This window comes from Kitasatospora sp. NBC_01287, assembly GCF_026340565.1.
Classification (GTDB): Bacteria; Actinomycetota; Actinomycetes; order Streptomycetales; family Streptomycetaceae; genus Kitasatospora.
The window spans coordinates 453932-475527 of sequence record NZ_JAPEPB010000002.1; the positions used below are offsets into that span (position 1 = coordinate 453932).

Annotated in this window: 25 protein-coding genes and 1 pseudogene; 8 read left to right on the forward strand and 18 right to left on the reverse strand. The window is 71.3% G+C overall.

Annotated elements, in window-relative coordinates; translation table 11 throughout:
* The first annotated feature begins 9 nt into the window (after positions 1 to 9).
* Both OG455_RS38890 and OG455_RS38895 read left to right on the forward strand, forming a co-directional pair.
* A complete protein-coding gene (locus OG455_RS38890) occupies positions 10 to 1863 on the forward strand; it encodes an endonuclease/exonuclease/phosphatase family protein (protein ID WP_266301486.1) in 1854 nt (617 codons plus the stop codon).
* Between the two features lie 240 nt (positions 1864 to 2103).
* Positions 2104 to 2991, forward strand: a complete 888-nt coding sequence (locus OG455_RS38895) for an alkaline phosphatase family protein (protein ID WP_323185671.1) — start codon at positions 2104 to 2106, stop codon at positions 2989 to 2991.
* A 40-nt stretch (positions 2992 to 3031) separates the two neighbouring features.
* Here the strand turns inward: OG455_RS38895 and OG455_RS38900 are convergent, their stop codons facing one another.
* Positions 3032 to 3571, reverse strand: a complete 540-nt coding sequence (locus tag OG455_RS38900; protein WP_266301487.1) for a GNAT family N-acetyltransferase — start codon at positions 3569 to 3571, stop codon at positions 3032 to 3034.
* Positions 3572 to 3717: 146 nt separating this feature from the next.
* On the opposite strand from OG455_RS38900, the gene OG455_RS38905 reads away from it, so the two are divergent.
* Positions 3718 to 4815, forward strand: a complete 1098-nt coding sequence (locus OG455_RS38905; protein ID WP_266301488.1) for a hypothetical protein — start codon at positions 3718 to 3720, stop codon at positions 4813 to 4815.
* An 86-nt stretch (positions 4816 to 4901) separates the two neighbouring features.
* Here the strand turns inward: OG455_RS38905 and OG455_RS38910 are convergent, their stop codons facing one another.
* On the reverse strand, positions 4902 to 5393 hold the full coding sequence (locus OG455_RS38910) for an FBP domain-containing protein (protein WP_266301489.1): 492 nt from the start codon (positions 5391 to 5393) through the stop codon (positions 4902 to 4904).
* Between the two features lie 70 nt (positions 5394 to 5463).
* On the opposite strand from OG455_RS38910, the gene OG455_RS38915 reads away from it, so the two are divergent.
* The 5 genes and pseudogenes from OG455_RS38915 to OG455_RS38935 all read left to right on the forward strand — a co-directional run bounded on the left by OG455_RS38915 (position 5464) and on the right by OG455_RS38935 (position 11149).
* On the forward strand, positions 5464 to 6033 hold the full coding sequence (locus OG455_RS38915; protein ID WP_266301490.1) for a TetR/AcrR family transcriptional regulator: 570 nt from the start codon (positions 5464 to 5466) through the stop codon (positions 6031 to 6033).
* A 41-nt stretch (positions 6034 to 6074) separates the two neighbouring features.
* A pseudogene (locus OG455_RS38920) lies at positions 6075 to 7326 on the forward strand (GDSL-type esterase/lipase family protein).
* A 10-nt stretch (positions 7327 to 7336) separates the two neighbouring features.
* Complete coding sequence (locus OG455_RS38925; RefSeq protein WP_266301491.1) at positions 7337 to 8791, forward strand: pyridoxal-dependent decarboxylase; 1455 nt, start codon at positions 7337 to 7339, stop codon at positions 8789 to 8791.
* 92 nt (positions 8792 to 8883) lie between these two features.
* Positions 8884 to 9564: a hypothetical protein gene (locus OG455_RS38930; protein ID WP_323185672.1), complete on the forward strand. Its 681-nt coding sequence runs from the start codon at positions 8884 to 8886 to the stop codon at positions 9562 to 9564.
* Positions 9565 to 9619: 55 nt separating this feature from the next.
* Positions 9620 to 11149 carry a recombinase family protein gene (locus OG455_RS38935; protein ID WP_266301492.1) on the forward strand — a complete coding sequence of 510 codons (1530 nt, stop codon included), beginning with the start codon at positions 9620 to 9622 and terminating at the stop codon, positions 11147 to 11149.
* 75 nt (positions 11150 to 11224) lie between these two features.
* Here the strand turns inward: OG455_RS38935 and OG455_RS38940 are convergent, their stop codons facing one another.
* The 16 genes from OG455_RS38940 to OG455_RS39015 all read right to left on the reverse strand — a co-directional run bounded on the left by OG455_RS38940 (position 11225) and on the right by OG455_RS39015 (position 21562).
* Entirely contained in the window at positions 11225 to 11419 is a 195-nt protein-coding gene (locus OG455_RS38940; protein ID WP_266301493.1) for a hypothetical protein, read from the reverse strand.
* Positions 11416 to 12012 carry a hypothetical protein gene (locus OG455_RS38945; protein ID WP_266301494.1) on the reverse strand — a complete coding sequence of 199 codons (597 nt, stop codon included), beginning with the start codon at positions 12010 to 12012 and terminating at the stop codon, positions 11416 to 11418. Before OG455_RS38945 ends, OG455_RS38940 begins: the two co-directional genes overlap by 4 nt.
* Positions 11996 to 12163 (reverse strand): hypothetical protein, encoded by a 168-nt coding sequence (locus OG455_RS38950; protein WP_266301495.1) that lies wholly within the window; start codon positions 12161 to 12163, stop codon positions 11996 to 11998. Before OG455_RS38950 ends, OG455_RS38945 begins: the two co-directional genes overlap by 17 nt.
* On the reverse strand, positions 12160 to 12483 hold the full coding sequence (locus tag OG455_RS38955) for a hypothetical protein (RefSeq protein ID WP_266301496.1): 324 nt from the start codon (positions 12481 to 12483) through the stop codon (positions 12160 to 12162). The genes OG455_RS38950 and OG455_RS38955 overlap by 4 nt, the downstream gene beginning before the upstream one ends.
* 14 nt (positions 12484 to 12497) lie before the next feature.
* The gene (locus OG455_RS38960; RefSeq protein WP_266301497.1) at positions 12498 to 12668 is read right to left on the reverse strand and encodes a hypothetical protein; all 171 of its coding nucleotides are present in this window, start codon (positions 12666 to 12668) and stop codon (positions 12498 to 12500) included.
* A 58-nt stretch (positions 12669 to 12726) separates the two neighbouring features.
* Positions 12727 to 13785 carry a hypothetical protein gene (locus OG455_RS38965; RefSeq protein WP_266301498.1) on the reverse strand — a complete coding sequence of 353 codons (1059 nt, stop codon included), beginning with the start codon at positions 13783 to 13785 and terminating at the stop codon, positions 12727 to 12729.
* Between the two features lie 726 nt (positions 13786 to 14511).
* Entirely contained in the window at positions 14512 to 14958 is a 447-nt protein-coding gene (locus tag OG455_RS38970; RefSeq protein ID WP_266301499.1) for an endonuclease domain-containing protein, read from the reverse strand.
* Positions 14948 to 16807: a DNA polymerase gene (locus OG455_RS38975; RefSeq protein WP_266301500.1), complete on the reverse strand. Its 1860-nt coding sequence runs from the start codon at positions 16805 to 16807 to the stop codon at positions 14948 to 14950. Before OG455_RS38975 ends, OG455_RS38970 begins: the two co-directional genes overlap by 11 nt.
* 11 nt (positions 16808 to 16818) lie before the next feature.
* Positions 16819 to 18357 carry a phage/plasmid primase, P4 family gene (locus OG455_RS38980; protein ID WP_266301501.1) on the reverse strand — a complete coding sequence of 513 codons (1539 nt, stop codon included), beginning with the start codon at positions 18355 to 18357 and terminating at the stop codon, positions 16819 to 16821.
* Positions 18354 to 19268 (reverse strand): toprim domain-containing protein, encoded by a 915-nt coding sequence (locus tag OG455_RS38985; protein ID WP_266301834.1) that lies wholly within the window; start codon positions 19266 to 19268, stop codon positions 18354 to 18356. The genes OG455_RS38980 and OG455_RS38985 overlap by 4 nt, the downstream gene beginning before the upstream one ends.
* Before the next feature lie 18 nt (positions 19269 to 19286).
* Positions 19287 to 19691 carry a hypothetical protein gene (locus OG455_RS38990; protein WP_266301502.1) on the reverse strand — a complete coding sequence of 135 codons (405 nt, stop codon included), beginning with the start codon at positions 19689 to 19691 and terminating at the stop codon, positions 19287 to 19289.
* Positions 19691 to 19870: a hypothetical protein gene (locus OG455_RS38995; RefSeq protein WP_266301503.1), complete on the reverse strand. Its 180-nt coding sequence runs from the start codon at positions 19868 to 19870 to the stop codon at positions 19691 to 19693. The genes OG455_RS38990 and OG455_RS38995 overlap by 1 nt, the downstream gene beginning before the upstream one ends.
* Positions 19867 to 20043: a hypothetical protein gene (locus OG455_RS39000; protein ID WP_266301504.1), complete on the reverse strand. Its 177-nt coding sequence runs from the start codon at positions 20041 to 20043 to the stop codon at positions 19867 to 19869. The genes OG455_RS38995 and OG455_RS39000 overlap by 4 nt, the downstream gene beginning before the upstream one ends.
* A gap of 3 nt (positions 20044 to 20046) precedes the next feature.
* Positions 20047 to 20358, reverse strand: a complete 312-nt coding sequence (locus OG455_RS39005) for a hypothetical protein (protein ID WP_266301505.1) — start codon at positions 20356 to 20358, stop codon at positions 20047 to 20049.
* Positions 20355 to 20984, reverse strand: a complete 630-nt coding sequence (locus tag OG455_RS39010; RefSeq protein ID WP_266301506.1) for a hypothetical protein — start codon at positions 20982 to 20984, stop codon at positions 20355 to 20357. The genes OG455_RS39005 and OG455_RS39010 overlap by 4 nt, the downstream gene beginning before the upstream one ends.
* Positions 20981 to 21562, reverse strand: a complete 582-nt coding sequence (locus tag OG455_RS39015) for a hypothetical protein (protein WP_266301507.1) — start codon at positions 21560 to 21562, stop codon at positions 20981 to 20983. Before OG455_RS39015 ends, OG455_RS39010 begins: the two co-directional genes overlap by 4 nt.
* Positions 21563 to 21596 lie beyond the last annotated feature (34 nt).

Sequence of the window (21596 nt, forward strand, 5' to 3'; positions counted from 1 at the left end):
CCCGTCCCGGTGTCCACCGCTTCCTTCGCCCGCCCCTCGCGCCGCTCCGTGCTGCGCGCCGCCGTGCTGCCCAGTGCCGTCGTCGCCTCCCTCGTGCTCGCCGCGCTGCCGGCCGTCGCCGCCGGTGCCGCCGGCGCAGGCCAGGTCCGGATCCACGACATCCAGGGCACCACCCGGATATCCCCGCTGAACGGCCAGAGCGTGCAGGGCGTGCCCGGCATCGTCACCGGGATCCGCAGCTACGGCTCGTCCAAGGGCTTCTGGTTCCAGGACCCGAACCCGGACCGCGACCCGCGCACCAGCGAAGGGGTCTTCGTCTACACCGGCAGCACCCCGAAGGTCGCGGTGGGCGACTCGGTGCTGGTGGACGCGAAGGTGAGCGAGTACTACCCGGACTACGCCGACGGCTACCAGTCGGTCACCGAGCTGACCAAGCCGACCGTCACGGTCCTCTCCTCGGGCAACGCGCTGCCCACCGCCGTGAAGATCAACGGCGGTGACATCCCCGGCCGCTACGCCCCGCAGAACGGCAGCGCCTCGATCGAGAGCCTGACCCTGCAGCCGGAGAAGTACGCGCTGGACTTCTACGAGTCGCTGGAGGGCATGCGGGTCGAGGTGGACAACACCCGGGTGGTCGGCGCCACCGACGCGTACAGCGAGCTGTGGGTGGACGCCGACCCGGGCGACCAGCGCTCGGCCCGCGGCGGCACGCTCTACGAGTCGTACCAGGAGCCCAACGGCGGCCGGCTGCAGATCCAGTCGCTGGTCCCCACCGCCCAGCAGCCCTTCCCCTCGGCGAACGTCGGCGACCGGCTGACCGGGGCCACCGTCGGCCCGCTGGACTACAACCAGTACGCCGGCGGCTACACCCTGGTGGCCACCCAGCTCGGCGCGCTCCAGGACAACCACCTGCAGCGCCAGGTCGCCCCGCAGGCGAGCGACAACCAGGCCACCATCGCCACCTACAACGTGGAGAACCTCGCGCCCAGCGACTCGGCGGCCAAGTTCGCCGGCCTGGCGCAGGGCGTGGTGACCAACCTGCGCTCGCCCGACGTGGTGGCGCTGGAGGAGATCCAGGACAACAGCGGTGCCACCAACGACGGCACGGTGGACGCCAGTGCCACCGTGGCCAAGTTCGTCGCCGCGATCAAGGCGGCCGGCGGCCCGACCTACGACTGGCGCTCGATCGACCCGGTGGACGGCCAGGACGGCGGCCAGCCCGGCGGCAACATCCGCCAGGTCTTCCTCTTCAACCCGGACCGGATCAGCTTCACCGACATCCCCGGCGGCACCTCGACCACCGCCGTCGGCGTCACCGGCCACGGCGCGGGCACCGAGCTGACCGCCTCCCCCGGCCGGATCGACCCGGCCGACGCGGCCTGGACCGCGAGCCGCAAGCCGCTGGTGGGCCAGTTCAGCTTCCGCGGCAAGAAGCTCTTCATCATCGCCAACCACTGGACCGCCAAGCTGGCCGACCAGCCCTACGACAGCCGCTTCCAGCCGCCGGCCCGCAGCTCGGACGCGCAGCGCCTGCAGCAGGCCCAGGTCGAGGGGGCGTTCGTCGATCAGCTGGAGGCCGCCGACCCGCAGGCCGACGTGGTCTCGCTCGGCGACTTCAACGACTACCAGTTCTCGCCGGCGCTGGCCGCCCTCACCAAGGGCGACAAGCTGGACGACCTGGTGAACGAGCTGCCCGAGACCAAGCAGTACTCCTACGTCTACGACGGCAACTCGCAGGTGCTGGACCACATCCTGGTCAGCCCCTCGATCGGCAGCGCCCAGTACGACGTGGTGCACATCAACAGCGAGTTCGCGGTGCAGTCCAGCGACCACGACCCGCAGGTGGTGCGGATCCGCCCCTGACGCCTCCCGCCCGCCCGGGGCCCGGCCGCCGAGTGCGGCCGGGCCCCGGCGCGTGTCACGTCGCACCGCACCGCGCGCCACCGCGCGCCACCGCCCGCCCGCCGCCCGCCCGCCGCCCGCCCGCTGACCTGCGGCCCAGGTGCCGGTCGCCGGTTCGGGACGGCTAGGGTTCGGTTCTGGTCCGGTCGGCCGCGCGCCTTCGACCCGACCGCTCCCGCACCTGAACGATCGGAGTCCCCCGTGTCCAGCCTCTGGCCCGCCGGCCCGCGCCGCGTCCTGGTCGTCGGCATCGACGGCGTCCGCCTCGACCTGCTGCCCGAGCTGGCGACCCCGCACCTGGACGCGGTGGCGGCGGACGGCTTCCTGGCCCCCGTCGAGGTCGACGAGGCCACGCCCACCATGTCGGGGCCGTGCTGGGCGACCATCGTCACCGGGGTCACGGTCGCCAAGCACGGCGTCTTCGGCAACCACCTGGGCGGCAACCGGCTGGACGTCTTCCCGGACTTCACCACCCGGCTGGCCGAGACGCACCGGCGGCGCACCTTCGCGGTCGGCGGCTGGGAGCCGCTCTTCCTGGCCCGCCAGGGCGGCCCGCTCTTCGCCGCCCCGGGCCGGCTGGCCTACATCGCGCCGCTGGAGGACACCCCCGAGGCCTGGGAGGTCTGCGACGAGCGGGCCACCGCCGAGGCGGTCACCGTGCTGACCGGCGACGACGACCCGCAGGCGACCTTCGTCTACCTGGGCGCGGTGGACGAGACGGCGCACTTCCTGGGCTGCGGCGCCGAGTACCGCCGCTCGATCGAGGCCGCCGACGCCCGCCTCGGCCGGCTGCTGGCCGCGCTGCGGGCCCGCCCCGAGTACGCCGAGGAGGAGTGGACGGTGATCGTGGTGACCGACCACGGCCACGTCGACCAGGGCGGCCACGGCGGGCGCAGCACGCTGGAGCGCACCGCCTGGGTGGCCGCCAGCGGCCCCGGTCTGCCGCCCGGCGGCCAGGTGCTGCCGGTGCGCCACGTGGACGTGGCGGCCCACGTCTACGCGGCGCTGCAGATCGCGCCCGACCCGCACTGGACCCTGGACGGGCGCCCGTTCACCCCGGCGGCCGCCACCGAGGCGACCTCGCGGTAGCACCGGGCGGGGCGCTGGGCCGGGCCCGGGCCCGGTCGGCTCAGAGCGCCTTGACCAGCCGCTCGAAGGCCAGGTCGGGGCGCTTGGGCAGGCCGAAGCTCGGGTCGCCGTAGGGGAACGGCGACAGCTCGCCGGTGCGGTTGAAGCCGCGGCGCTCGTACCAGGCGATCAGGTCGGCGCGCTGCACGATCACCGTCATCTCCAGCTCGGTGGCGCCCCACTCCTCCCGGGCGATCCGCTCGGCCTCGGCGAGCACCAGCCGGCCCACCCCGCCGCCCTGCTGGGCGGGCCGGACCGAGAACATCCCGAAGTAGGCCCCACCGCCCCGCCGCTCCACCGTGCAGCAGGCGAGCAGCTCGCCGGTGCCGGCCCGCTCGGCCAGCAGCACCCGGGTGTCGGGGCGGGCCAGCGCCTGGGCGACGGAGTCCGGGTCGGTGCGCTGCCCGTCCAGCAGGTCCGCCTCGGTGGTCCAGCCCACCCGGCTCGCGTCGCCGCGGTAGGCGGACTCGACCAGCTCGACCAGCGCCGGGATGTCGCGCGCGGTCGCGGGGCGGAAGGCCAGGTCAGCGGTGGTTGCCATGCGTGTACTCCAGACGGCCGAAGGGTGTCCTGGCATGGTGCCACGGCGACACACCGGATGGACCAACCGGGAGCGGTGTTCGGCCGCCTCCGGGTGAGGATGTGAGACGGTCCGTAGCCGTCCACCCACCAGGAGTGCTGAGCCGCATGCACCCGCGCGTCTTCGCCATCATCACCGCGGTCCTGCTCGGGGCACTGGGCCTCGGCGCGCTGGCCGTCACGAACTGGACCCCGGCCGCCGTACCCACCGCGGGCCGGGCCGGGCAGGTCGCCGCGGGCCGGCAGGCCGCCGCCTCCGCCTCCCCCACCGGCGACCCCGCGGTGTGGACCCGCAGCACCCTGCGGAACAAGCTGATGGCCGAGATGGCGGCCACCGACCCCGGCGTCGCGCTGGCCGACCTGGACAGGATCTCCAAGGCGAAGCCGTACACCGTGCGGTTCTGCCACCCGATCGCGCACGAGCTGGGGCACGCGGCGGTCAAGCGCTACGACCACGACTTCGCCAAGGTGCTCTCCTTCCCGCACGACACCTGCGCGGAGGGCTACCTGCACGGCGCGGTCGAGGAGATGCTCGCCGCCTCCAGCGACCCGGGCACCGACCTGCTCAAGCTCTGCCAGCCGCAGATGGCCGGCCCGTGCGTGCACGGCGTGGGCCACGGCACGATGTTCGTCACCAAGCAGAACGTGCCCGCCGCCCGCGACCTGTGCAGCAAGTTCGGTTCGCAGAGCCGGATCATCACCTGCTCCGAGGGCCTGTTCATGCAGCTCTTCGGCCCCGACGAGGAGGACGAGAACGCCAAGGCGCAGCTGCCCGCCGACAAGCTGGCCGCCGAGCCGCTCTACCCCTGCCCCGAGCAGCCCGCGCTCTTCCAGTCGGCCTGCTACTTCTACGCGCCGACCTTCTTCCTCTCCTCGCACGACTACCCGGACCACCCCGAGGTCTACGCCCAGGCGCTCAAGTGGTGCCTGAACGCCCAGGCGAGCGGCGGCTCTGGCGACTGCAGCCGCGGGGTCGGCTCGCGGACCATGAAGTACAACCTGGACCGCGAGGACTGGGTGGGCCAGCAGTGCGCGAGCGCGGCCGACAGCTGGCAGCGCAAGGCGTGCGTGGACGGCATGGTCAGCTACTACACGGTCAACTACACGGACGCGGGCGCCGCCGGGCGGCTCTGCGCGAAGCTGACCGACCAGGAGCTGGCCCGCGACTGCCGCTCCTCGGCCCACCTGTCCGGCTCGCTGGACTAGGAGCTGCCGCTCAAGGTCACCGCCTGGACCGCTCAAGGTCACCGCCTGGACCGCTCAGGGTCACCGCCTGGACCGGGGGCCCTGGTTCAGGCGGTGACCTTGGCGATGAAGTCGGCGACGTTCGCCAAGGTCCGCTGGATCCTCTCCTCCACGGTGAGCGACTCCGGCAGCCGCGCGCCGGCGCCCGCGTCCTTCTTGCCCCGGACGTAGAGCGAGCAGGCGAGGTCGTCGCAGAGGTAGGCGCCGACCGAGTTGCCCTGCTGGCCGGCCCGGCCCGCCTTGGGGGCGACCATCAGCGAGACGCCGCCGGTGTGGGCGGTCAGGCAGAGCGAGCAGAGGCTGCGCCGGGCCTGCCGGACGGTCGAGCCGGGGCCGCGCAGCGCGAGGGCGGTCGGGCGGCCCTCCAGCACGGTGACCAGGTAGGCCCGGTCACGGGCCTGCGGGTCGCGCCAGCCGAGGTAGTCCAGGTCGGCCCACGGGCGGTCGGCCAGGTCGCGCGGGACGGACAGTCGCTTCGCCTCGCCCTTGGTGCAGTTCACGAACGCGGCACGGATCTCTTCTTCGGTCAGTGACTCCATAAGTGCAGGCTAATTTGCCTAAAGGTTTTAGGCAAATATATAGTTGGCCACGAGGATTGAGGAGAAGGCCATGGCACGAGCAGGAGTGACGACGGAACGCCTCACCCGAGCCGGGGCGGAGCTGGCCGACGAGGTCGGGTTCGAGCAGGTGACCGTCTCGGCGCTGGCCAGGCGGTTCGACGTCAAGGTCGCGAGCCTCTACTCGCACGTACGGAACTCCCACGACCTGCGGACCAGGATCGCCCTGCTCGCCCTGGAGGAACTGGCTGACCGGGCGGCCGACGCCCTGGCCGGTCGGGCCGGCAAGGACGCGCTGACCGCCCTCGCGAACGTCTACCGCGATTACGCCCATGAACACCCCGGCCGCTACACCGCGGCCCAGTTCAGGCTCGACCCGGCGACGGCGGCCGCCAGCGCCGGGGTGCGGCACGCCCAGATGACCCGGGCGATCCTGCGCGGCTACGACCTGGCGGAACCGGACCAGACCCACGCGGTCCGGCTGCTGGGCAGCGTCTTCCACGGGTACGTGACGTTGGAGATGGGGGGCGGCTTCAGCCACAGCGCCCCCGACACCCAGGAGACCTGGTCACGGACCCTGGACGCGCTCGACGCCCTGCTGCGGAACTGGCCCGCGCCCTGACGCAGCACCATCCGCGAACCCCGATCGGCAGGCCGATACCCATGTGCACCGACAGCACGCAGGACGAGAGCACGCAGACCGAGCGGCACTGGATCAGCACGCCCATCACCCCCGGCCTGCTGCGCGGCGCCCTGGACCTGGAGCACACCGAGCACGGCATCATGCCGCACCGGCTGCCCGCCCGCGCCCGCGCCCAGTTCGCCGACCCGCTGCTGGCCATGGCGGAGTCGCAGCCCTCCGGGGTCCGGCTGGCCTTCCGCACTCGGGCCACCGCGATCGAGCTCGACGCGGTGCCCACCAAGCGCGTCCACCCGGGCGCCCCGCCGCGCCCGGACGGCGTGTACGACCTGCTCGTCGACGGGCGCCTGGCCGGCCGGGCCAACGGCGAGCGGCGGCAACACCGCGACCATCGACCTGGCCACCGGCGCCTGCGAGCTCCGCGCCGGGGAGCCCGCCACGCTGCGCTTCAGCGGCCTGCCCGAGGGCGCCAAGGACATCGAGATCTGGCTGCCGCACAACGAGATCACCGAGCTGATCGCGCTGCGCACCGACGCCCCCGTCCAGCCCGTTCCCGCCCGGGGCGGCAGGACCTGGCTGCACCACGGCAGTTCGATCAGCCACGGCTCCGACGCGGCGAGCCCGAGCACCACCTGGCCCGCGCTCGCCGCCTCGCTCGGCGGCGTGGAGCTGGTCAACCTCGGACTGAGCGGCAGCGCCCTGCTCGACCCCTTCACCGCCCGGGCCATCCGGGACGCGCCCGCCGACCTGATCAGCGTCAAGATCGGCATCAACCTGGTCAACACCGACCTGATGCGCCTGCGCGCCTTCACCCCCGCCGTGCACGGCTTCCTGGACACGGTCCGTGACGGGCACCCCACCGCGCCGCTCCTGGTGGTGTCGCCGATCCTCTGCCCCATCCACGAAGAGACGCCCGGCCCCAGCGCGACGGACCTCGGCGAACTCGCCGCCGGACGACTGCGGTTCACGGCGGCGGGCGACCCGGCGGAGTGCGCGGGCGGGAAGCTGACCCTGCGGGTGATCCGCGAGGAGCTGGCCCGGATCGTGGCGCAGCGCTCCGCCGAGGACCCGAACCTGCACTACCTGGACGGCCGCGAGCTCTACGGCGAAGCCGACGCCGCCGAGCTGCCGCTGCCCGACCGCCTGCACCCGGACGCCGCCACCCACCGCCGGATCGGCGCGCGCTTCGCCGAGCGGGCCTTCGCCGCCGGCGGCCCGTTCTGCGGCGGGAGCGCCCGCTCCCCCGAGAACCACCGCCGCGCGGCTCCCGCGTAGCATCGGCGCCATGCCTGAGCTGCCCTTTCGCGATGCCGCCCGCGCCACCGCCGACCTGGTCGCCGACTACCTGGCCGCGGTGCCGGAGCGGCCGGTCTGGCAGCCGATGGACCCCGCGGCACGTGCCCGGCTGCTGGACGCGCCGCTGCCGGGCGCCGGGCGCGGCCTCGACGAGCTGCTGCGGGTGATCGAGCGCGAGGTGATGCCCGCGCCGATGGGCAACGGGCACCCGCGCTTCTTCGGCTGGGTGAACTCGGCGCCGGCCCCCGCCGGGGTGCTGGCCACCCTGGCCGCCGCCGCGATGAACCCGAGCTCGGCGGGCGGTGACCATGCCGACGTGCACCTGGAGCGGGCGGTGGTGCGCTGGTTGGCCGAGCTGGTCGGGTTCCCGCACGGCCCGCGGGGCGGCGGGGAGGGCCCTGGCGGCGGCGGGCTGCTGACCTCCGGCACCTCGATGGCGACCATCGTCTGCCTGGCCGCCGCGCGCAACCGCGCGGCCGCCAGGGCCGGACACGACGTGCGGGCCGAGGGGCTGGCCGGGCTGCCGCCGCTGGTCGGCTACGTCAGCGGGGAGACCCACTCCTGCGTCCGCAAGGCGGCCGAGCTGCTGGGCCTGGGCAGCCGGCAGCTGCGGGTGCTGCCCGGGGACACCGAGGGGCGGCTGGACGTCGAGGCGCTGCGCGCGGCCGTCGCCGAGGACCGGGCGGCCGGCCGGCTGCCGTTCCTGGTGGTCGCCTCGGCCGGGACGGTCAACACCGGCGCGGTGGACCGCTTCGAGCCGATCGCCGACCTCTGCGCCGAGGAGGGACTCTGGCTGCACATCGACGGCGCGTACGGGGCCTTCGGGGTGCTCGACCCCGGGATCGCGCACCGCTACGCGGGCCTGGGGCGGGCCGACTCGCTGGCCCTGGACCCGCACAAGTGGCTCGGCGTGCCGGTGGACTGCGGCTGCGCCCTGCTGCGCGACGCCGAGCAGTTGCGCGGCACCTTCAGCCTGGTGCCCGCCTACCTGCGGGACGAGGAGGGCGACGGGTTCGGCTGGTTCTCCGAGTACGGCACCGAGCAGACCCGCCCGTTCCGCGCGCTCAAGGTCTGGGCCACCATCGCGCACCGGGGCCGCGAGGGCCTGGCGGCCGACATCGCGCACTGCACCCGGCTGGCCCGGCGGCTCGGCGAGCTGGTCGAGGCGGATCCGGAGCTGGAGCTGCTGGCCCCGGTGGAGACCTCGATCGTGGCCTTCCGGGCCCGTCCGGCACGGCTGCCACCGGCCGAGCTGAACAGGCTCAACCAGGCGCTGCCGCTCGCGGTGCAGCGACGCGGGCGGGCCTTCGTCACCGGCACCGTGCTGGCCGGGCGGGAGGCGATGCGCGCCTGCCTGCTCAACGCCGCCACCACGGAGGCGGATCTGACCGTCCTGCTGGCCGAAGTCCGCTCCGCCGCAGGTGATCTGACTACCCGACAGTAGCCTGACCAGCCTCCTTCGCCGCCCGGCAGACATTAACCGGGCGGTCATAACAGATTCGTGATCGTGAAACACCAGCGCGTCATGGTGGGGACATGACTCGATCGCCGTTCTCTGCCCAGCACCCCGACCAGCACTCCAGCCGGGACCCCGACCAGCAGCCCGACCAGCACCCCGGCCAGCACCCCGGCCAGGCGGCCGCGCGGCCCTCCCGGGCCCAGCGCCGGCAGGCCCGCTCGGACCGCTGGCGCCGTTCGACCGTGGAGCTCGCCGCCGTCTTCCTCGCGGTGGCCACCGCCGACCTGGTGGCCAACGTGGTGGTGCACGGCCACGACGGCCCGGTGCTGCTGGCCGTCTCGGCCGCCGCACTGCTCGCCACGGCGGTGTTCCACAGCTGGTGGGCACACCGCCATCCGCACGCGCCGCCGGGCCCCGATCCACTGGCCGACCCCGGCCCCGGGCAGGCCGGGCAGCTCGAACCCGCCGCGGCGCTGCCCGAGCAGACCCGGCTCTGGCGGCTGCGGGCCACCGTTTCGGACGCGCCCGGCTCGCTGGCGGCCGTCTGCACCGCGCTGGCCGCGCTGCGGATCAGCATCGTCTCGCTGCAGACCCACCCGCTGCCGGACGCGACGGTGGACGAGTTCCTGCTGCGCGCCCCGCGCTCGCTGCCCCGCTCGATCCTGACCGAGGCGGTCGCCGGAGCGGGCGGCCGGGAGATCTGGACCGAGCCGGCCGACGCGCACGACCTGGTCGACGTGCCGACCCAGGTCGGGTAACCAGGGTTGCACCTCTCCGGGTGCGGGTTCCGACCGGGGAGGACACGATCGACGTATGGCTCCTGAAAAGCCGCTGGTGGACCTGTATCTCCGGAAGTCCCAGGTGATCCGCGAGGGCGACTACCGGCGAGAGCTGTCCATGGACGCTCAGGAAGAGCGTGGGCGCAAATGGGCCGACACTGAGAACTTTGAAATCCGGAAGATTTGGCGTGAAAACCAGTCCGCCTACCGGAGCAAGACCCGTCCCAAATTCGAGAGCGCCGTCAGCGCACTCTTGGAAGACGAGTCTCAGGCACTTTGGGTCTTCGATTCCTCGCGATATTCGCGGCGTGGTGCGGGTGACGTACTCCGGGTCATGGACGAAGGAAAGCGCATCGTCTTTGACTACGACCGGTTGGACTCGGCCGAACCGAGGGACCGGAAGTACATCATCAACAAAGCTGAGGACGCGAAAGAGTACAGCGACCTTCTGTCCTACAAGGTAACCGGCACCAAGGCTGTGCAGCGCGAAATGGGGATGTGGCTCTCCGCTGCACCGGATGGCCTTCGAGTAGACCCGAAGACGCGAAAGCTGCATCACACCAAGCGTTGGCCGATCTACGAGCGCATCTTCGCTGAGGCGGCCAAGGGGCGGCCCCACCGGAAGATCGCTATGGCGTTGACAGCGGACCGGATTGCAGCTCCAAGAGGCGATGCGTGGCTCGGGAGCACAATCGGGACGATTCTTCGGAACCCTGTCTACCTCGGGTGGCAGACCATCCGCGTCAACGGGCGACATGAGATCTGGCGGAATCCGAAGGGCGAGAAGGTCAGCGTGTTCGCCGAAGGGGTGGAACCGATCCCGCAGGCTACATGGGACAAGGCTCGCCGTATGGCGGCAGGACATCAGCGCCCAGAGATCTCCGAGGACGAGCAGCCGGCAGCACCGAACCCGCTCGCAGGCAGCGTGAGGTGCGAGGGCTGCAAAGGTAACTCCACGTCTGTCGGGACTTCGTTCCGGTGCTCCCGGCACATAGCTGGTGGCCCCTGTCCCGCCCCTGTCAGCATTCTCCGGGACAGTGTGATCAAGTACGTCTGGGCCGAGTGGAAGAAGCGAGTGGCAGCGAAGGACCCCATGGACCCCACGATGGTTGCCGTCGCGGAGGGATGGGTGACGCTGTCGCAGCCCGAGGAGAGCAACGCGGAGCGAGAGGCCAGGGCCACACTCAAGGGCGCCGAGGAGGGCGTCAAACGCCTGGACCGTGTGTTCGCGGCAGGTGCCTACGACGGGGCCGAGGGAGAGCTAACGTTCGCCCGACTCCGCCGGGAAGCCGTGACCGCTGTCGCAGAGGCCAAGAAGACGTGGGAGACCATCGCACAACCTGTTGCCGACCTCTCTGTGCTGACCAACCCTACTGCTGCGCAGGAACTTTGGGAGCGGTCCGACGACCACTTCCGAGGTCAGCTCATCCGGCTGGCCATTAAGGCTGTGCACCTTCGGCAGGCGGACTACTCCGGCCAGCGGACTACCGGCCGCATCCGGATCGAGTGGGCGAAGCCCCAAGCTTGGGAAGAGGAACAGGAGAAGCCTGCAAAGGCGGCCTGAAACGAAGAAATGGCCCCCGGTCAGCACTGTGCGAGCAGTGCCGGCCGGGGGCCTTCGTGGTGGGTCAAGTGGAGATCACCATCCGACGCTCTCTATGTCGGTGGCGAGGGCGAGTGCGACGTGCTCCGGGAGGGGGACGACCGTTCGGGTGAGCTGGCCGGGTGAGGAGTGCTCGGTCTCGATGACGATGACGCGCTCGCCTGCGGGGGTGCGGGCCTCATAGGCGCGGGCGGCCTGGTGGACGACGGCATGGATCACGGGCGGGGTCACTGGTGGCCGCCTTGGAGGAGGTAGTTCGCCATGGCGATGCGCGCCGCGACTCCGGCGTCCGGGCCGAGCAGTTCACTCGCCCGCAGGAACGCGCGCTCGCGCTCGGCGGTGTTGTCGCTCTGCGGCAGCATCGTGTCCGCGAAGGAAGGAACCTGGGCCCCGACGGTGGCAGTGCTCTGGCGGACCAGCGTGTCCGCGAGCGCGGTCTGCGGAAGGGCAGCGGGAGAGGTGGAGCCGCCGGCCACCATGAAGGGGGTTCCGGCCTGGCGGGCTTCCTCGGCCTGGCGGGCGGCTTCCATCTCACCGAGGCGGCGCGCGGCTTCGGCTTCCTGGGCCTGGACGCGGCGGATCTCCTCGGCGATGACACGCGAGCGCGCCGCCACGTTGACCAGGGACTGGCCCAGGGATTCGGCGACTTCGGGGTTCAGATAGATGGAGGCGGGGTTGGCGTTCGGGTCGCCGGAGCGGACGAGGAGGCCGATGTCGCCTTCAGCGTCGATGTGCAGGCGGGCGAAGTCGGCGGGGCCGTCGTACTTGCAGGGGAACCGCTGCTCGTCCACGTACACGGTCGGCTGCTCAGGTGCGGTCGTCATCGGGGTTCTCTCCGGTCATCAGGAACTCGGCCAGGCGGAGCACGGCGCTCACGCGGGCCTCGAAGGGGCAACCGTCTTGGTAGCCCCGGGCGTTGGTGGACATCTCGGTGACGGTCTTCTGGGCGAGGGTGAGGGCTTCGGTGCGGGTCACCGGGCCTCCCAGTGCGAGTCGATGCCGGCCAGGGGTCGCGGGGTTGGCCGGTCGTACAGTCCGGGCGAGGAAGCGCCTGCGGCCTGACGGCTCGTCGGGACGGAGACCCACTCGACCTTCTCGGTTCCCTCCAGCGCGGTGGCCTGGCGGGCGAGGTAGGCGGACAGCTCGCGGCACTGCTCGGCGTTGAGCTTGGCCGGCCGGGCGGTCTCGGCCCCGGCGGACAGGGCCAGGACCGCGCCCATGCGATCGTTGCGGACGGCGACGACGGAGCCGAATCGCGGCGTGAGGGTGGCCTTGTGCTCGGTGGTCTCAATCATGGTCTCTCTCCTCGTCAGCTGAGCAGGGCCAGGATGGCGTGGACTTGGCGGGCGGAGTGCCCGCAGTCGTAGGTGACGCTCTCCTCCCCACGGGTGATCTCCAGGCGGTACCGGTCGTCCTGGGCGGCGTAGACGTGCAGCTGTGCGCCGCCGGTCAGCTCGTGGGTTCCGACTGGGGACTTCATCGCGGGGTCCTTTCCGTGGGGTTCGGAAGGCTTGAGGCGGGGCGGTTAACAGGGGCGTTCACGCGGCGGCACGGAGCTTCTTCAGGGCCCGCGACCAGGTGGCCTTGACGGTGCCGGGGGTCTTGCCGAGGGCTTCGGCTATCGCGGTGGCGTCGAGCTTTCCGGCGTCGGTGAGCATCGGCGGCCCGTCGAATCCGAAGGCTGCGCGGGCGATGGCGGCCTCGGTCGGGGACATGCTCGCCAGCAGTTCGGCGGCCTTGATTCGAGCGGCAGCGGTGAAGCGGTCGCTGGTCTCGGTCTCGGCGCGGTGGTCGATGATCGCTCCGGTGGCGTGCTTGCCGCGCTTGGCGCCAGTGACCTTGACGCCCTTACAGCGGACGGCGTCGCGCGACAGCGCGAGCGGGTTCAGGGCAAGGGAGGGCTGGAGGTCGGTGCACCAGCCGGCCGTCGTCGCCCCGGCCACCACCTCCCGCCCGTTCGACACGACGATGTGAAGCCGTGGCATGCGGGGCGTGGTGCCCAGCGCGGTGTACTCGACCAGGACGTCCGGGTCCTGGGCGTGGGAGGCGGCGAGCGCGCTCTCGGACACGCTCTCGATGGGCACCGGCCGGGCGAAGGCGGAGGCCACGAGGTCGGCCTGCTGCGATGAGAAGCGACGCTTGGTATCGGGGTGGCCGGTCAGCTCCTGCTTGGCAGCAGCGAAGTCGCCGCCGTTGCGGGTGAGCGCGCCCATGAAGCTGGCCACCGAGTCGCGCGGCATGCCGGGGGCGATCTCGCGGGTGGCCGCCGAGCGGCCGTCGAGCTTGGCGCGCTGGAAGGCGTAGCTCGTGAAGGTGGCGGTGTTGGGGGCGTCCACGTCCCAGTCGTTGAGGGCGCGCCAGAACGAGAGACGCATCTCCTGGGCGATGTCCTGGGCGGCCTGGTGGCTGTCGCCTTCCATCTGCTGGGCGCGCTTGCGGGAGACGGACAGCGCGATGCCCTCAAGTCCGTTCAGGATCTCCTCGGTGGCGACGCGGCCCCGGTCGAGCTTGCCGACGCCGGTCAGGGCGGGCAGCGGCTTGGGGGTACGGGCCTGGGAAATCAGGGCGGGCGTGATGGCGGAGCAGGACGAAGACATGGAGGTTCCTTGGCATGTACACAACAGGGAGATGGGCGTGCGGTATCGCGGATCGGCGGGCGCGCCAGGGCATGACGAAGCCCCGGCCGGCGCGGGTGGCCGTGTCGGGGCATGGAAAAGGCCCCTACCGCTTCGGTGTCAGCCGAAGGGCAGGGGCCTGGTGCGGCCTGTCGTCAGGTCAGGCCGGTCAGACTCCTCGCACCCTGCGGCGGGTGGCCGCGGGGCAACACATAGCGAGGTGGCGCGTGAACAGCGCCATGCAGGTGGATAGTCGACGGTGCAGAGCTCGGGCAACGCGAGCGCCGAGGCGATCGGTCGCCACGGACCGGTGCACATGCGAGAGCGATAACGCCCGGAGGTCCAGGCGGGCGCACTCAAGTACATCGAATTCGCGGGCGGCCAGCTCAAGATCGAGGGAGCTGCCGTCGGTCACGCCCATCGCGCGGCGAATAACCAGCGCCGCACGGGGGGTTGTGAGTTTGGCGAACTCTCTTCGGAGCCGTGCCTGATGCGCGAGGAGTCTGCGGATGCCGCAGTACGCCGCCCAGCCGCGACGACGCATGACCACTCCTGTTTCACTGGCTGCGCACTTCCTTGTGCGGCACGTGAGCAGAGATTAAGCAGGTGTCCGATGTGCCCGCAACACACCTTTTGACCACTCTTGGTCACGATCATGGCCATGACCTGCATGTTTTTATGCAAAGACTAGGTAAAGTGACCTGGGTCTCACTTGCCGTGGGCGCGCAGGTACGCGGACCCGCTGTCGAGTCGGGCGGAGGAGTCCCCGAAGTGCCCGAGAGCGGAGTTCTCGCCCCGACACAGCAGTCGCCGTACGGCCTGGCCGTGGGGCTTGGCGTGGTCGTGGTCCACCACCAGGCGGTCCCCGGCCACGGCCTTCTGACCGCAGATCGCGCACCGCCAGCGCTGCTGGCGGCCCATGCGCTCGTAGTCGGCCAGGGTGATCCCGTAGACGCGCCGAAGGCGGGCGTCCCGGCGCTTGCGGACCACCTGCGGGTCGCGGTTGGCCCGGTTGTTCGCCGCCTTCACACACACCCGGCAGACGTTCGCGCGGCCGTTCGGCGCTCTCTTGCGCCGGCCGAACTGCCCGAGGGGCTTCTCGTCGTCGCACACCTCGCAGAACTGCGTGTGCGCGCTCTCCGGCTCACGCCGCATAGGCCCACTCCTTCGGCAGCTTGTAGCCGTCGGCCCAACTCGGCCCGTAGACCTCGGCGTCGGTGTCCAGCGGCACGCCCTTGAGGGTCATCTTCATGGCCTCGGCGACCGCGCGGGCCACGTCCGCGGCCTCGTCCTTCGGAGCTGTGCCCACCACCTCGTCGTGCACCCACATCGTCAGGTAGGGAGTGAGACCCTGGGCGTCCATCGTGATGAGCGCCTGCCCCATCGTGTCGCGGGCCGTGGACTGGCAGGCGTAGGCAACCGACTTGTACAGCTTGTCGCGGTCCAGGTGGAGCCTGCGGCCCACCGCCGTGGTCATCGTGCAGCGCTCCGCGAGCGCCTGACGCTGCATCTTGCGGGCCCACCGCTTGATCCCGGGGAACGCCCGGCTGTACCGCCGTAGCGTGTCCCGCATGACCTCCACGTCCTGTCCGGTCTGCTTGGCCAGCGTCGCGGCCCCGCCCTGGTAGGCGGTGCCGAGTCCGGCGATCTTCGCCAGTCCTCGCTGCGGCTTCGTGAAGTCGGGGCCGAACATCAGCTCCGCCGCGAAGCCGTGCAGGTCCTTGCCCGCCGCGATGGCCTCGACCATCCGCGACTCACCCGACAGGGCGGCCAGCACCCGAAGCTCCACCGCCTGCTGGTCCACCGAGAAGTAGACGCTGCCCCGCTCTGCGACCACGGCTCGCCGTACCTCCCAGCCGTGGGAGGGAAGTTGGGCCATCGCCGGGTCGGAGTGGGAGGCGCGGCCGGTCTGAGCCCCCAGCGGGTTGATCTTCGGGTGGATGCGGCCGTGCTCGTCGCGGTTGTTCAGCATCGCCTCGGCGTAGCTCGAACTCCACTTCCCCGCGCGCTTGGCCCGCAGCACGGCGTCCGCGAGCGCGTTGGGCTCGCGCATCCCGAGCCGCACCCAGTCCGGGTCGAGATCGGCCAACGGCAGCAGCACGTCCTTCGCCACCGACAGCGCGCCGCTGTCGGTGCGCTCGGTCAGCCGCTCGCCCATGCCCAGCAGCGCGCCGGCCACCTGATCCGACGAGTTCACCGAGGACACCCCGAACCGCGCGGCCACGGCGGAGAAGCGTTCCTTCTCATGTCCGAGCCGACGGACAAGGCCCTCGGTGTATTCGGGGTCGATGAGCATGCCCCGGCGCTGCATCTTCGCGCAGACCAGGGCCACGCTGTGCTCGTAGGGCAGCAGCGCCGAGCGCAGCCCCTCGGCCTTGTACCGGGCCAGCAGCTTGGGCAGCAGCCGGGCCACGAGCAGGGCGTCGAGACCGGCGTACAGCTCGTAGACGTGGTGCGAGAGGTCGATCCCGGCCCAGCCGGTCTGCTTCGTCAGCCCGAGCCCGTTGAACACCTTCGTCAGATCGCCCTGTGTGTCGGGCGCGGCGGGATCGACGTACCAGGCCGACAGCGGTTTGAGGGACAGCCCGACGCCGCCCTCGTAGTCGTGCCGGCTGTCGAGCAGATGGGCGGCGATGCGCGAGTCGCGGGCTCGGGGCCAGAGGTCTTCGAGCGAGATGCCCAGCTCGGTGTCCACCTTCAGCGCGTCGAACGCCAGGTTGTGCGCCACCAGGTTCGGCAGCTTCGCCAGTGCCTCGCGGGCCGCTTCGCGGAACGGGCCGCCGAGTTCGACGGGGATGACCCACGCGGTGTGGGTGTCGCCGAACTGCGCGAGCCGTATTCGGTCGGTCCAGGCCAGGCCCGTGGTCTCGGTGTCGAAGCCGATCAGTGTCCCGGCGTTGGCGTGCCCGGTCCACCAGGTGCGGAACTCCCGCAGGTCGTCACCGTTCTCGGCGACCTTGATCTCGACCAGCTCTCCGGCCAGTCGGTACGGGTGTACCCGCATGTGCTCTCTTCCTAGTCGTTGGTGGTGTCGAACACTCCCGGCCCGGCCGGTGACGGCTGGCTGGCGAAGCGGACGCCGAGCAGCACACGGCCCCGGGTCATGCGGTGCTGGCGGATGCCGCGCTCGTCCAGGGCGGAGATGAACCCGCGACGGGTCCACGCCTTCTCGCCCTGTGCCTCGCACCAGTCGCGGTACGCGGTGTACGCGTCCTGGGCGGGGACGTGCTCCTTCTCGCTGCCGGTCTTCACCAGCACGTCCGTCAGGAACTCCGCCAGCGCGTCCGAGTTCTCCTTGAACGAGGACGTGGCGCTCTTGATGCAGGCCGGCTCCTTCAGGCCCTCGGCGTACCACTCGACCGCGCCGGCCACCGCCCACGCGGCGACCCCCTCCGCCTCCTCGCGCAGCGCGGCGAAGATGCCGTGGTCCCGTTCCTCCGGCTTGAAGTACCGGTCGAACTTGATCAGCTTCACGCGCCTCCACAAGCCCTCGTCCTGCGACCTGAAGCTCGGGGTGTGGTTGGACGCCAACCACAGCAGGAAAGTCGGCTGATAAGTGAAGAAGTTCTCCCTCATAAAACGCGCCGTCAGCTTGTCGCTGCCGGTGGCCCGCTTCAGCACCGACTCCGACATCGGTTTGCCTGCCTCGCCCTCCGAGGCCATCACCATCCGGGCCCCGCGCAGGGCTGCGAGGTCGGCGGGGATGCTGGACCCCCGGTCCTCGAACGTCTCGAAGCGGGTCGTCTCCGACAGGTCGCCGAAGACGTGCGACAAGGTGTCCAGGAACACGCTCTTCCCGTTCGCTCCCGTGCCGATCAATACCGCGAACGCCTGCTCAGCCGTCGAGCCGCTGATCCCGTAGCCGCACAGGCGGCGGATGTAGCCGGGCATCAACGGCTCGGTGGGGAAGACCTCTTGGAGGAAGCCGAGCCATCGCGGAGCCTTCGCCTGCGGGTCGTAGTTCCACGGCAGGGCCTTGGTCAGCATGTCCGCCGCATCGTGCGGCTTGAGCCGACCGGTGCGCAGGTCCACGGTCCCGTTCGCGAACGTGACCAGTTCGGGCCGGTTGTCGAAGTCGTCCACCTCGCAGTGCACTCCGCGCACCGACGCCAGCTCGCGCATCAGGTCATCGATCCGCCGGGCCATCGTGAAGCCCTTCGCGGCCTTGGCCAGCGGCAGCGCCTGGACCTGCTTCTCGTACTCGGCGTCCAGCGCCTCCCCGGCGAGCTTCAGCTCCAGCGCCGCGCGAATGACCTCCTTCTCGCGGGCCAGCGTCTCCACCATCGCCGCCCCGAGGTCGTGGGCGGCCTGGCGCACCAGCACCTCCGAGCGCACCCACTTCCGCCCGTCCCAGACATGGAAGCCCAGCCCCTCGGCGTACTTGATGCCGCCCTTCTGAAACTGCACCAGCGCATGGGCGTTGACGATGTCGGACGCCCCGTAGCGGGACGCCGCCTCGCGGTAGGCGGCCACCGCCTGCTCCGGAGGTAGCGTCAGCGCTGCCTGCTCCGGCTCGTAGGGGGTGGTCAGGCTGTCGATGGCGTAAGCCGTCATCGGGTCTCTCTCCTCTCTCTCCATACTGCGTAGTCCTTGAAGCCCGGAGGCAGGGTCAGCCGCCGGGCGGGCACCTCCCGTTCGTGGAGGGCGGCCAGGATGGTCCGGGCGAACTCGCGCCCAGACCGGTCGTTGTCGCCGCACACCCGCACGTCGCGGCCGGCCAGCCCCCGGGCCAGGGCGTCCAGCGTCGCGGGGTCGTTGTTGAGCAGTGCGGCCCCGCGCACCCCAACGGCGTTGAAGCCGTCGGCGACGACCGCCAGCGGGTCCGACAGACCCTCGGCGATCACCCACGGCGCATCCGGGTCCGGCCCGGGGAACACCCCAAAGCGCTGCCACTCGAAGCCGTCGGGGTTGGCCAACGAGATCCACCTCACCGGGCAGCGCCCCGACAGGTCCCGGCCCTGCGCGCCCCGGGCCACTCCCGCGAAGTCGGCCATCGGCACGACGAGGCGGGGATACCGGACGAACGAACCGGGAACCCACTCGGGGCACGGCTGCGGACCGGGCCACCAACGCAGGCCCAGCCGGTCCAGCTCGGCCCGGGTGAGGCCGAAACGTTTCTGCGCATAGGCGATAGCGGGGGCGGCGTCCAGCTCACCGGCCGGCAGGCTGTCCAGCCACACCCGAAGCGCCGCCGTCAGGAACGGGGAGACCGGCTCTGGCCTAGCCTCGGCGACGGTCACCAGCCCCTCGGCGTCCACGTTGAACAGGTGCCGGGGCAGCAGGTCCAGCGCGGCGACGATGTCCTCGAAGGCGCACCCGGCGCGGCAGGCCAGGCCCACCATGCCGTTGCTCTTGAGGTTGAGCCACAGCGACGGCTTCCCGTCGTCGTGGGCCGGGCAGCGGGCCACCCACTCACCAGGCTGATAGTCCCGCCACTCCTCCAAGCGGTCCAGGATCGCCGACATGCGCACGGCGCTCTCCTCTCAGTAACCGGCCTCCCGAAGGGCCTTGACGATCGCGGCATGCGTGCGGATGGAGGTGACGGCGTACCCGTCCTCCGTCTTCGCCCGAGGGCGCTTCACGTAGGCGACCCCGAAGGGCTGACCCGCGTTGCGGGCCTCGGCTTCGGCCTGGCGGACGTAGGCGGCGAGGTCGTAGGACTTCTCTGCCTTGCACTCCCCGGCGAACGGCCGCACCCCGAGATCACCGATGTCCGCTGTGCCCTCCTGGACCTGGCGGCGGATGTTGTCGCGGTCGGTGGGGTCCTTCCAGCGGACCGCGCGGTCGCCGTCCTTCCAGAACTCCCGGTACTGGCCGAGCTGTTCGTTCAGGTAGTCGGCCACCGCGGACTCCCAGGCGGTTCCCTTGGCCTTGGCTCGGTTGGCCACTAGGCGGTCACCACCGTTAGCGCCGCGCCTCGGAAGACGGCCGTCGCGGCGGCCTGCCAGTAGCGCGGCCAGTCCGGGCGCTGACGGGCGTCGTGAAGGAACAGGATCGTGTCGCCGGGTCCGGCGGCCCGCAGGTCGCCGAGCGCCGGGGCGATGCCCAATCCGATGCGGTGGATCACTCTTCCTCACCCTCGCGCGGCTCGCGGAAGTCGATCGTGTGGGCGGCATCCGAGGCCCGCAGCAGCCGCTTCGGGGAAGCGCCTTCGGCGCTCAGGGCCCGTGCTCGGGCGTGCAGGAACGCCCTGCGGTGCTCGGCCGGGATCTTCCACAGGGGTGTGGTGTGGTTCAGCAACGGTCAGTCCCTCTCCGGGAGATGGGCCCAGGAGGTCCGTCGGGCGATGTGGCGGCAGGCCCGCTCCGAGATGCCGAAAGCCTCCGCGAGGGCGGAGAGACTGGCGCCCAGGTCAGCGGCGCGGCGGATTGCGTAGACCTTGCGCTCGGTCAGCTTCGCCTGGGAGTTGCGGGTGCCGGCCGACGGCGGGCGCGGGGACTCACGGAACGCGGAGCGCATGATCTCCTGCGCCCGGTCGGTGGCCGCAAGGGGGTTGACGAGGCGGGCCGGTATCGGCCCCGCAGGGGTGGGGGTGTGCACGGGGGCCTTTCTCATCGGGGGTTCGCGTACGCGGCGGCCAGCTCGGCGACGGCGTCCAGGCTGTGCAGGTAGGCGCGGTTCGTCTGGTCGGGGTTACTCAGGGCCTCCAGGCAATCGACCAGGCGCAGCACCGCGTCCGCGACGGCATCGGGGGCGCGGTCGAAGATGTCCTCGGTGGCGTGCTTCATGCGCTGCACATAGGTGCCGACGTGACGGCCTTGGGGCACCGGCACCAGGCGCACCGTGGGATCGGCGGCGAGTTCAGCCTCGGCCTGCTCCAGCGTCACGTCATCCGGCGTCTCAGCCCTCGGCTTCGGCGGGTTCGCCTTGCGGTAGAACTCCGTCCACGTCTTCGCGGCCGGAAGGTCCACATCTACGCCCGGGGCCAGCTCATCGCGCGACGAGACGTGCCCGGCCTCGGCCAGCAGATCCCACGTGGCGACGTAACGCGTGATTGTCTTATCGGATCTGCCCGACACCCTGGCAAACGCCTTCGCGCTGCTCTTACCCTCGGAGTTTTCCGAGGGGTCTACCGCGCTGTTGCCGTTGTTCGGCTCAACGCACCGCGCCGCGAGCATCGCAAGGAATGCCTTGCTCCCGGCCTTGCCGAACAGCTCGGCGTCGGCCTCCCAAGCGCTCACAGCTGGATTCCCAGCGCGTGCACGATCACCTGAAACGCGGCGGCCAGATGCTCCGGGACGGGTACGTTGACGATGCCCGAGGCGGCGGTCGGCGGCACTGCGGGGGCCAGGACCGGGGCCGGGACCGGAAGCTCGGCACGAGTGGCGTCGGGAAGCATCCGGATCGCGGCGGTGTAGCGGGGAGACAGCTTTGTCCTGCCGTCGGCGACGACGTACAGGATGCCGGAGCCAGCGAGGATGCCCGCCCGCGCCGCCATCTGCTCGAAGGACAGGCCCGTGCGCTCCTGCTGGTCCAGCAGCTCGGCCGCGCCCATGCGGGCGGGAGTGACCTGGGGAAAAGGAGAGACTGCGATCACGGCGACCTGGGTACTCACGGCAGCCCGTGCCGACTTCTGCGCCTGGGCACGAACGGCCGTCTCGGTGCGGCCGAGCAGCCGGGCGATGTCCCCGAAGCCGACGCCCTGAGCGCGCAGAACTGTGAGCTTGCGCCTGTCGGCAGCCTCCCACGTCGTGCCGTGATGCTCGCGGCCGGTCTGGCCGGCGGGGCTGAGGATCGTGTGGTTCGTGCAGGAGTTCATGGGTTCTCTCTCCAGAGGGTGGAACGGGAGCGGG

Coding starts and splice junctions, on each gene's coding strand:
- OG455_RS38900 (WP_266301487.1), bottom strand. CDS start 3,571: ATGGCAACCACCGCTGACCTGGCCTTCCGCCCCGCGACCGCGCGCGAC.
- OG455_RS38905 (WP_266301488.1), top strand. CDS start 3,718: ATGCACCCGCGCGTCTTCGCCATCATCACCGCGGTCCTGCTCGGGGCA.
- OG455_RS38910 (WP_266301489.1), bottom strand. CDS start 5,393: ATGGAGTCACTGACCGAAGAAGAGATCCGTGCCGCGTTCGTGAACTGC.
- OG455_RS38915 (WP_266301490.1), top strand. CDS start 5,464: ATGGCACGAGCAGGAGTGACGACGGAACGCCTCACCCGAGCCGGGGCG.
- OG455_RS38925 (WP_266301491.1), top strand. CDS start 7,337: ATGCCTGAGCTGCCCTTTCGCGATGCCGCCCGCGCCACCGCCGACCTG.
- OG455_RS38930 (WP_323185672.1), top strand. CDS start 8,884: ATGACTCGATCGCCGTTCTCTGCCCAGCACCCCGACCAGCACTCCAGC.
- OG455_RS38935 (WP_266301492.1), top strand. CDS start 9,620: ATGGCTCCTGAAAAGCCGCTGGTGGACCTGTATCTCCGGAAGTCCCAG.
- OG455_RS38945 (WP_266301494.1), bottom strand. CDS start 12,012: ATGACGACCGCACCTGAGCAGCCGACCGTGTACGTGGACGAGCAGCGG.
- OG455_RS38955 (WP_266301496.1), bottom strand. CDS start 12,483: ATGATTGAGACCACCGAGCACAAGGCCACCCTCACGCCGCGATTCGGC.
- OG455_RS38960 (WP_266301497.1), bottom strand. CDS start 12,668: ATGAAGTCCCCAGTCGGAACCCACGAGCTGACCGGCGGCGCACAGCTG.
- OG455_RS38965 (WP_266301498.1), bottom strand. CDS start 13,785: ATGTCTTCGTCCTGCTCCGCCATCACGCCCGCCCTGATTTCCCAGGCC.
- OG455_RS38970 (WP_266301499.1), bottom strand. CDS start 14,958: ATGCGGCGTGAGCCGGAGAGCGCGCACACGCAGTTCTGCGAGGTGTGC.
- OG455_RS38975 (WP_266301500.1), bottom strand. CDS start 16,807: ATGCGGGTACACCCGTACCGACTGGCCGGAGAGCTGGTCGAGATCAAG.
- OG455_RS38980 (WP_266301501.1), bottom strand. CDS start 18,357: ATGACGGCTTACGCCATCGACAGCCTGACCACCCCCTACGAGCCGGAG.
- OG455_RS38985 (WP_266301834.1), bottom strand. CDS start 19,268: ATGTCGGCGATCCTGGACCGCTTGGAGGAGTGGCGGGACTATCAGCCT.
- OG455_RS39005 (WP_266301505.1), bottom strand. CDS start 20,358: ATGAGAAAGGCCCCCGTGCACACCCCCACCCCTGCGGGGCCGATACCG.
- OG455_RS39015 (WP_266301507.1), bottom strand. CDS start 21,562: ATGAACTCCTGCACGAACCACACGATCCTCAGCCCCGCCGGCCAGACC.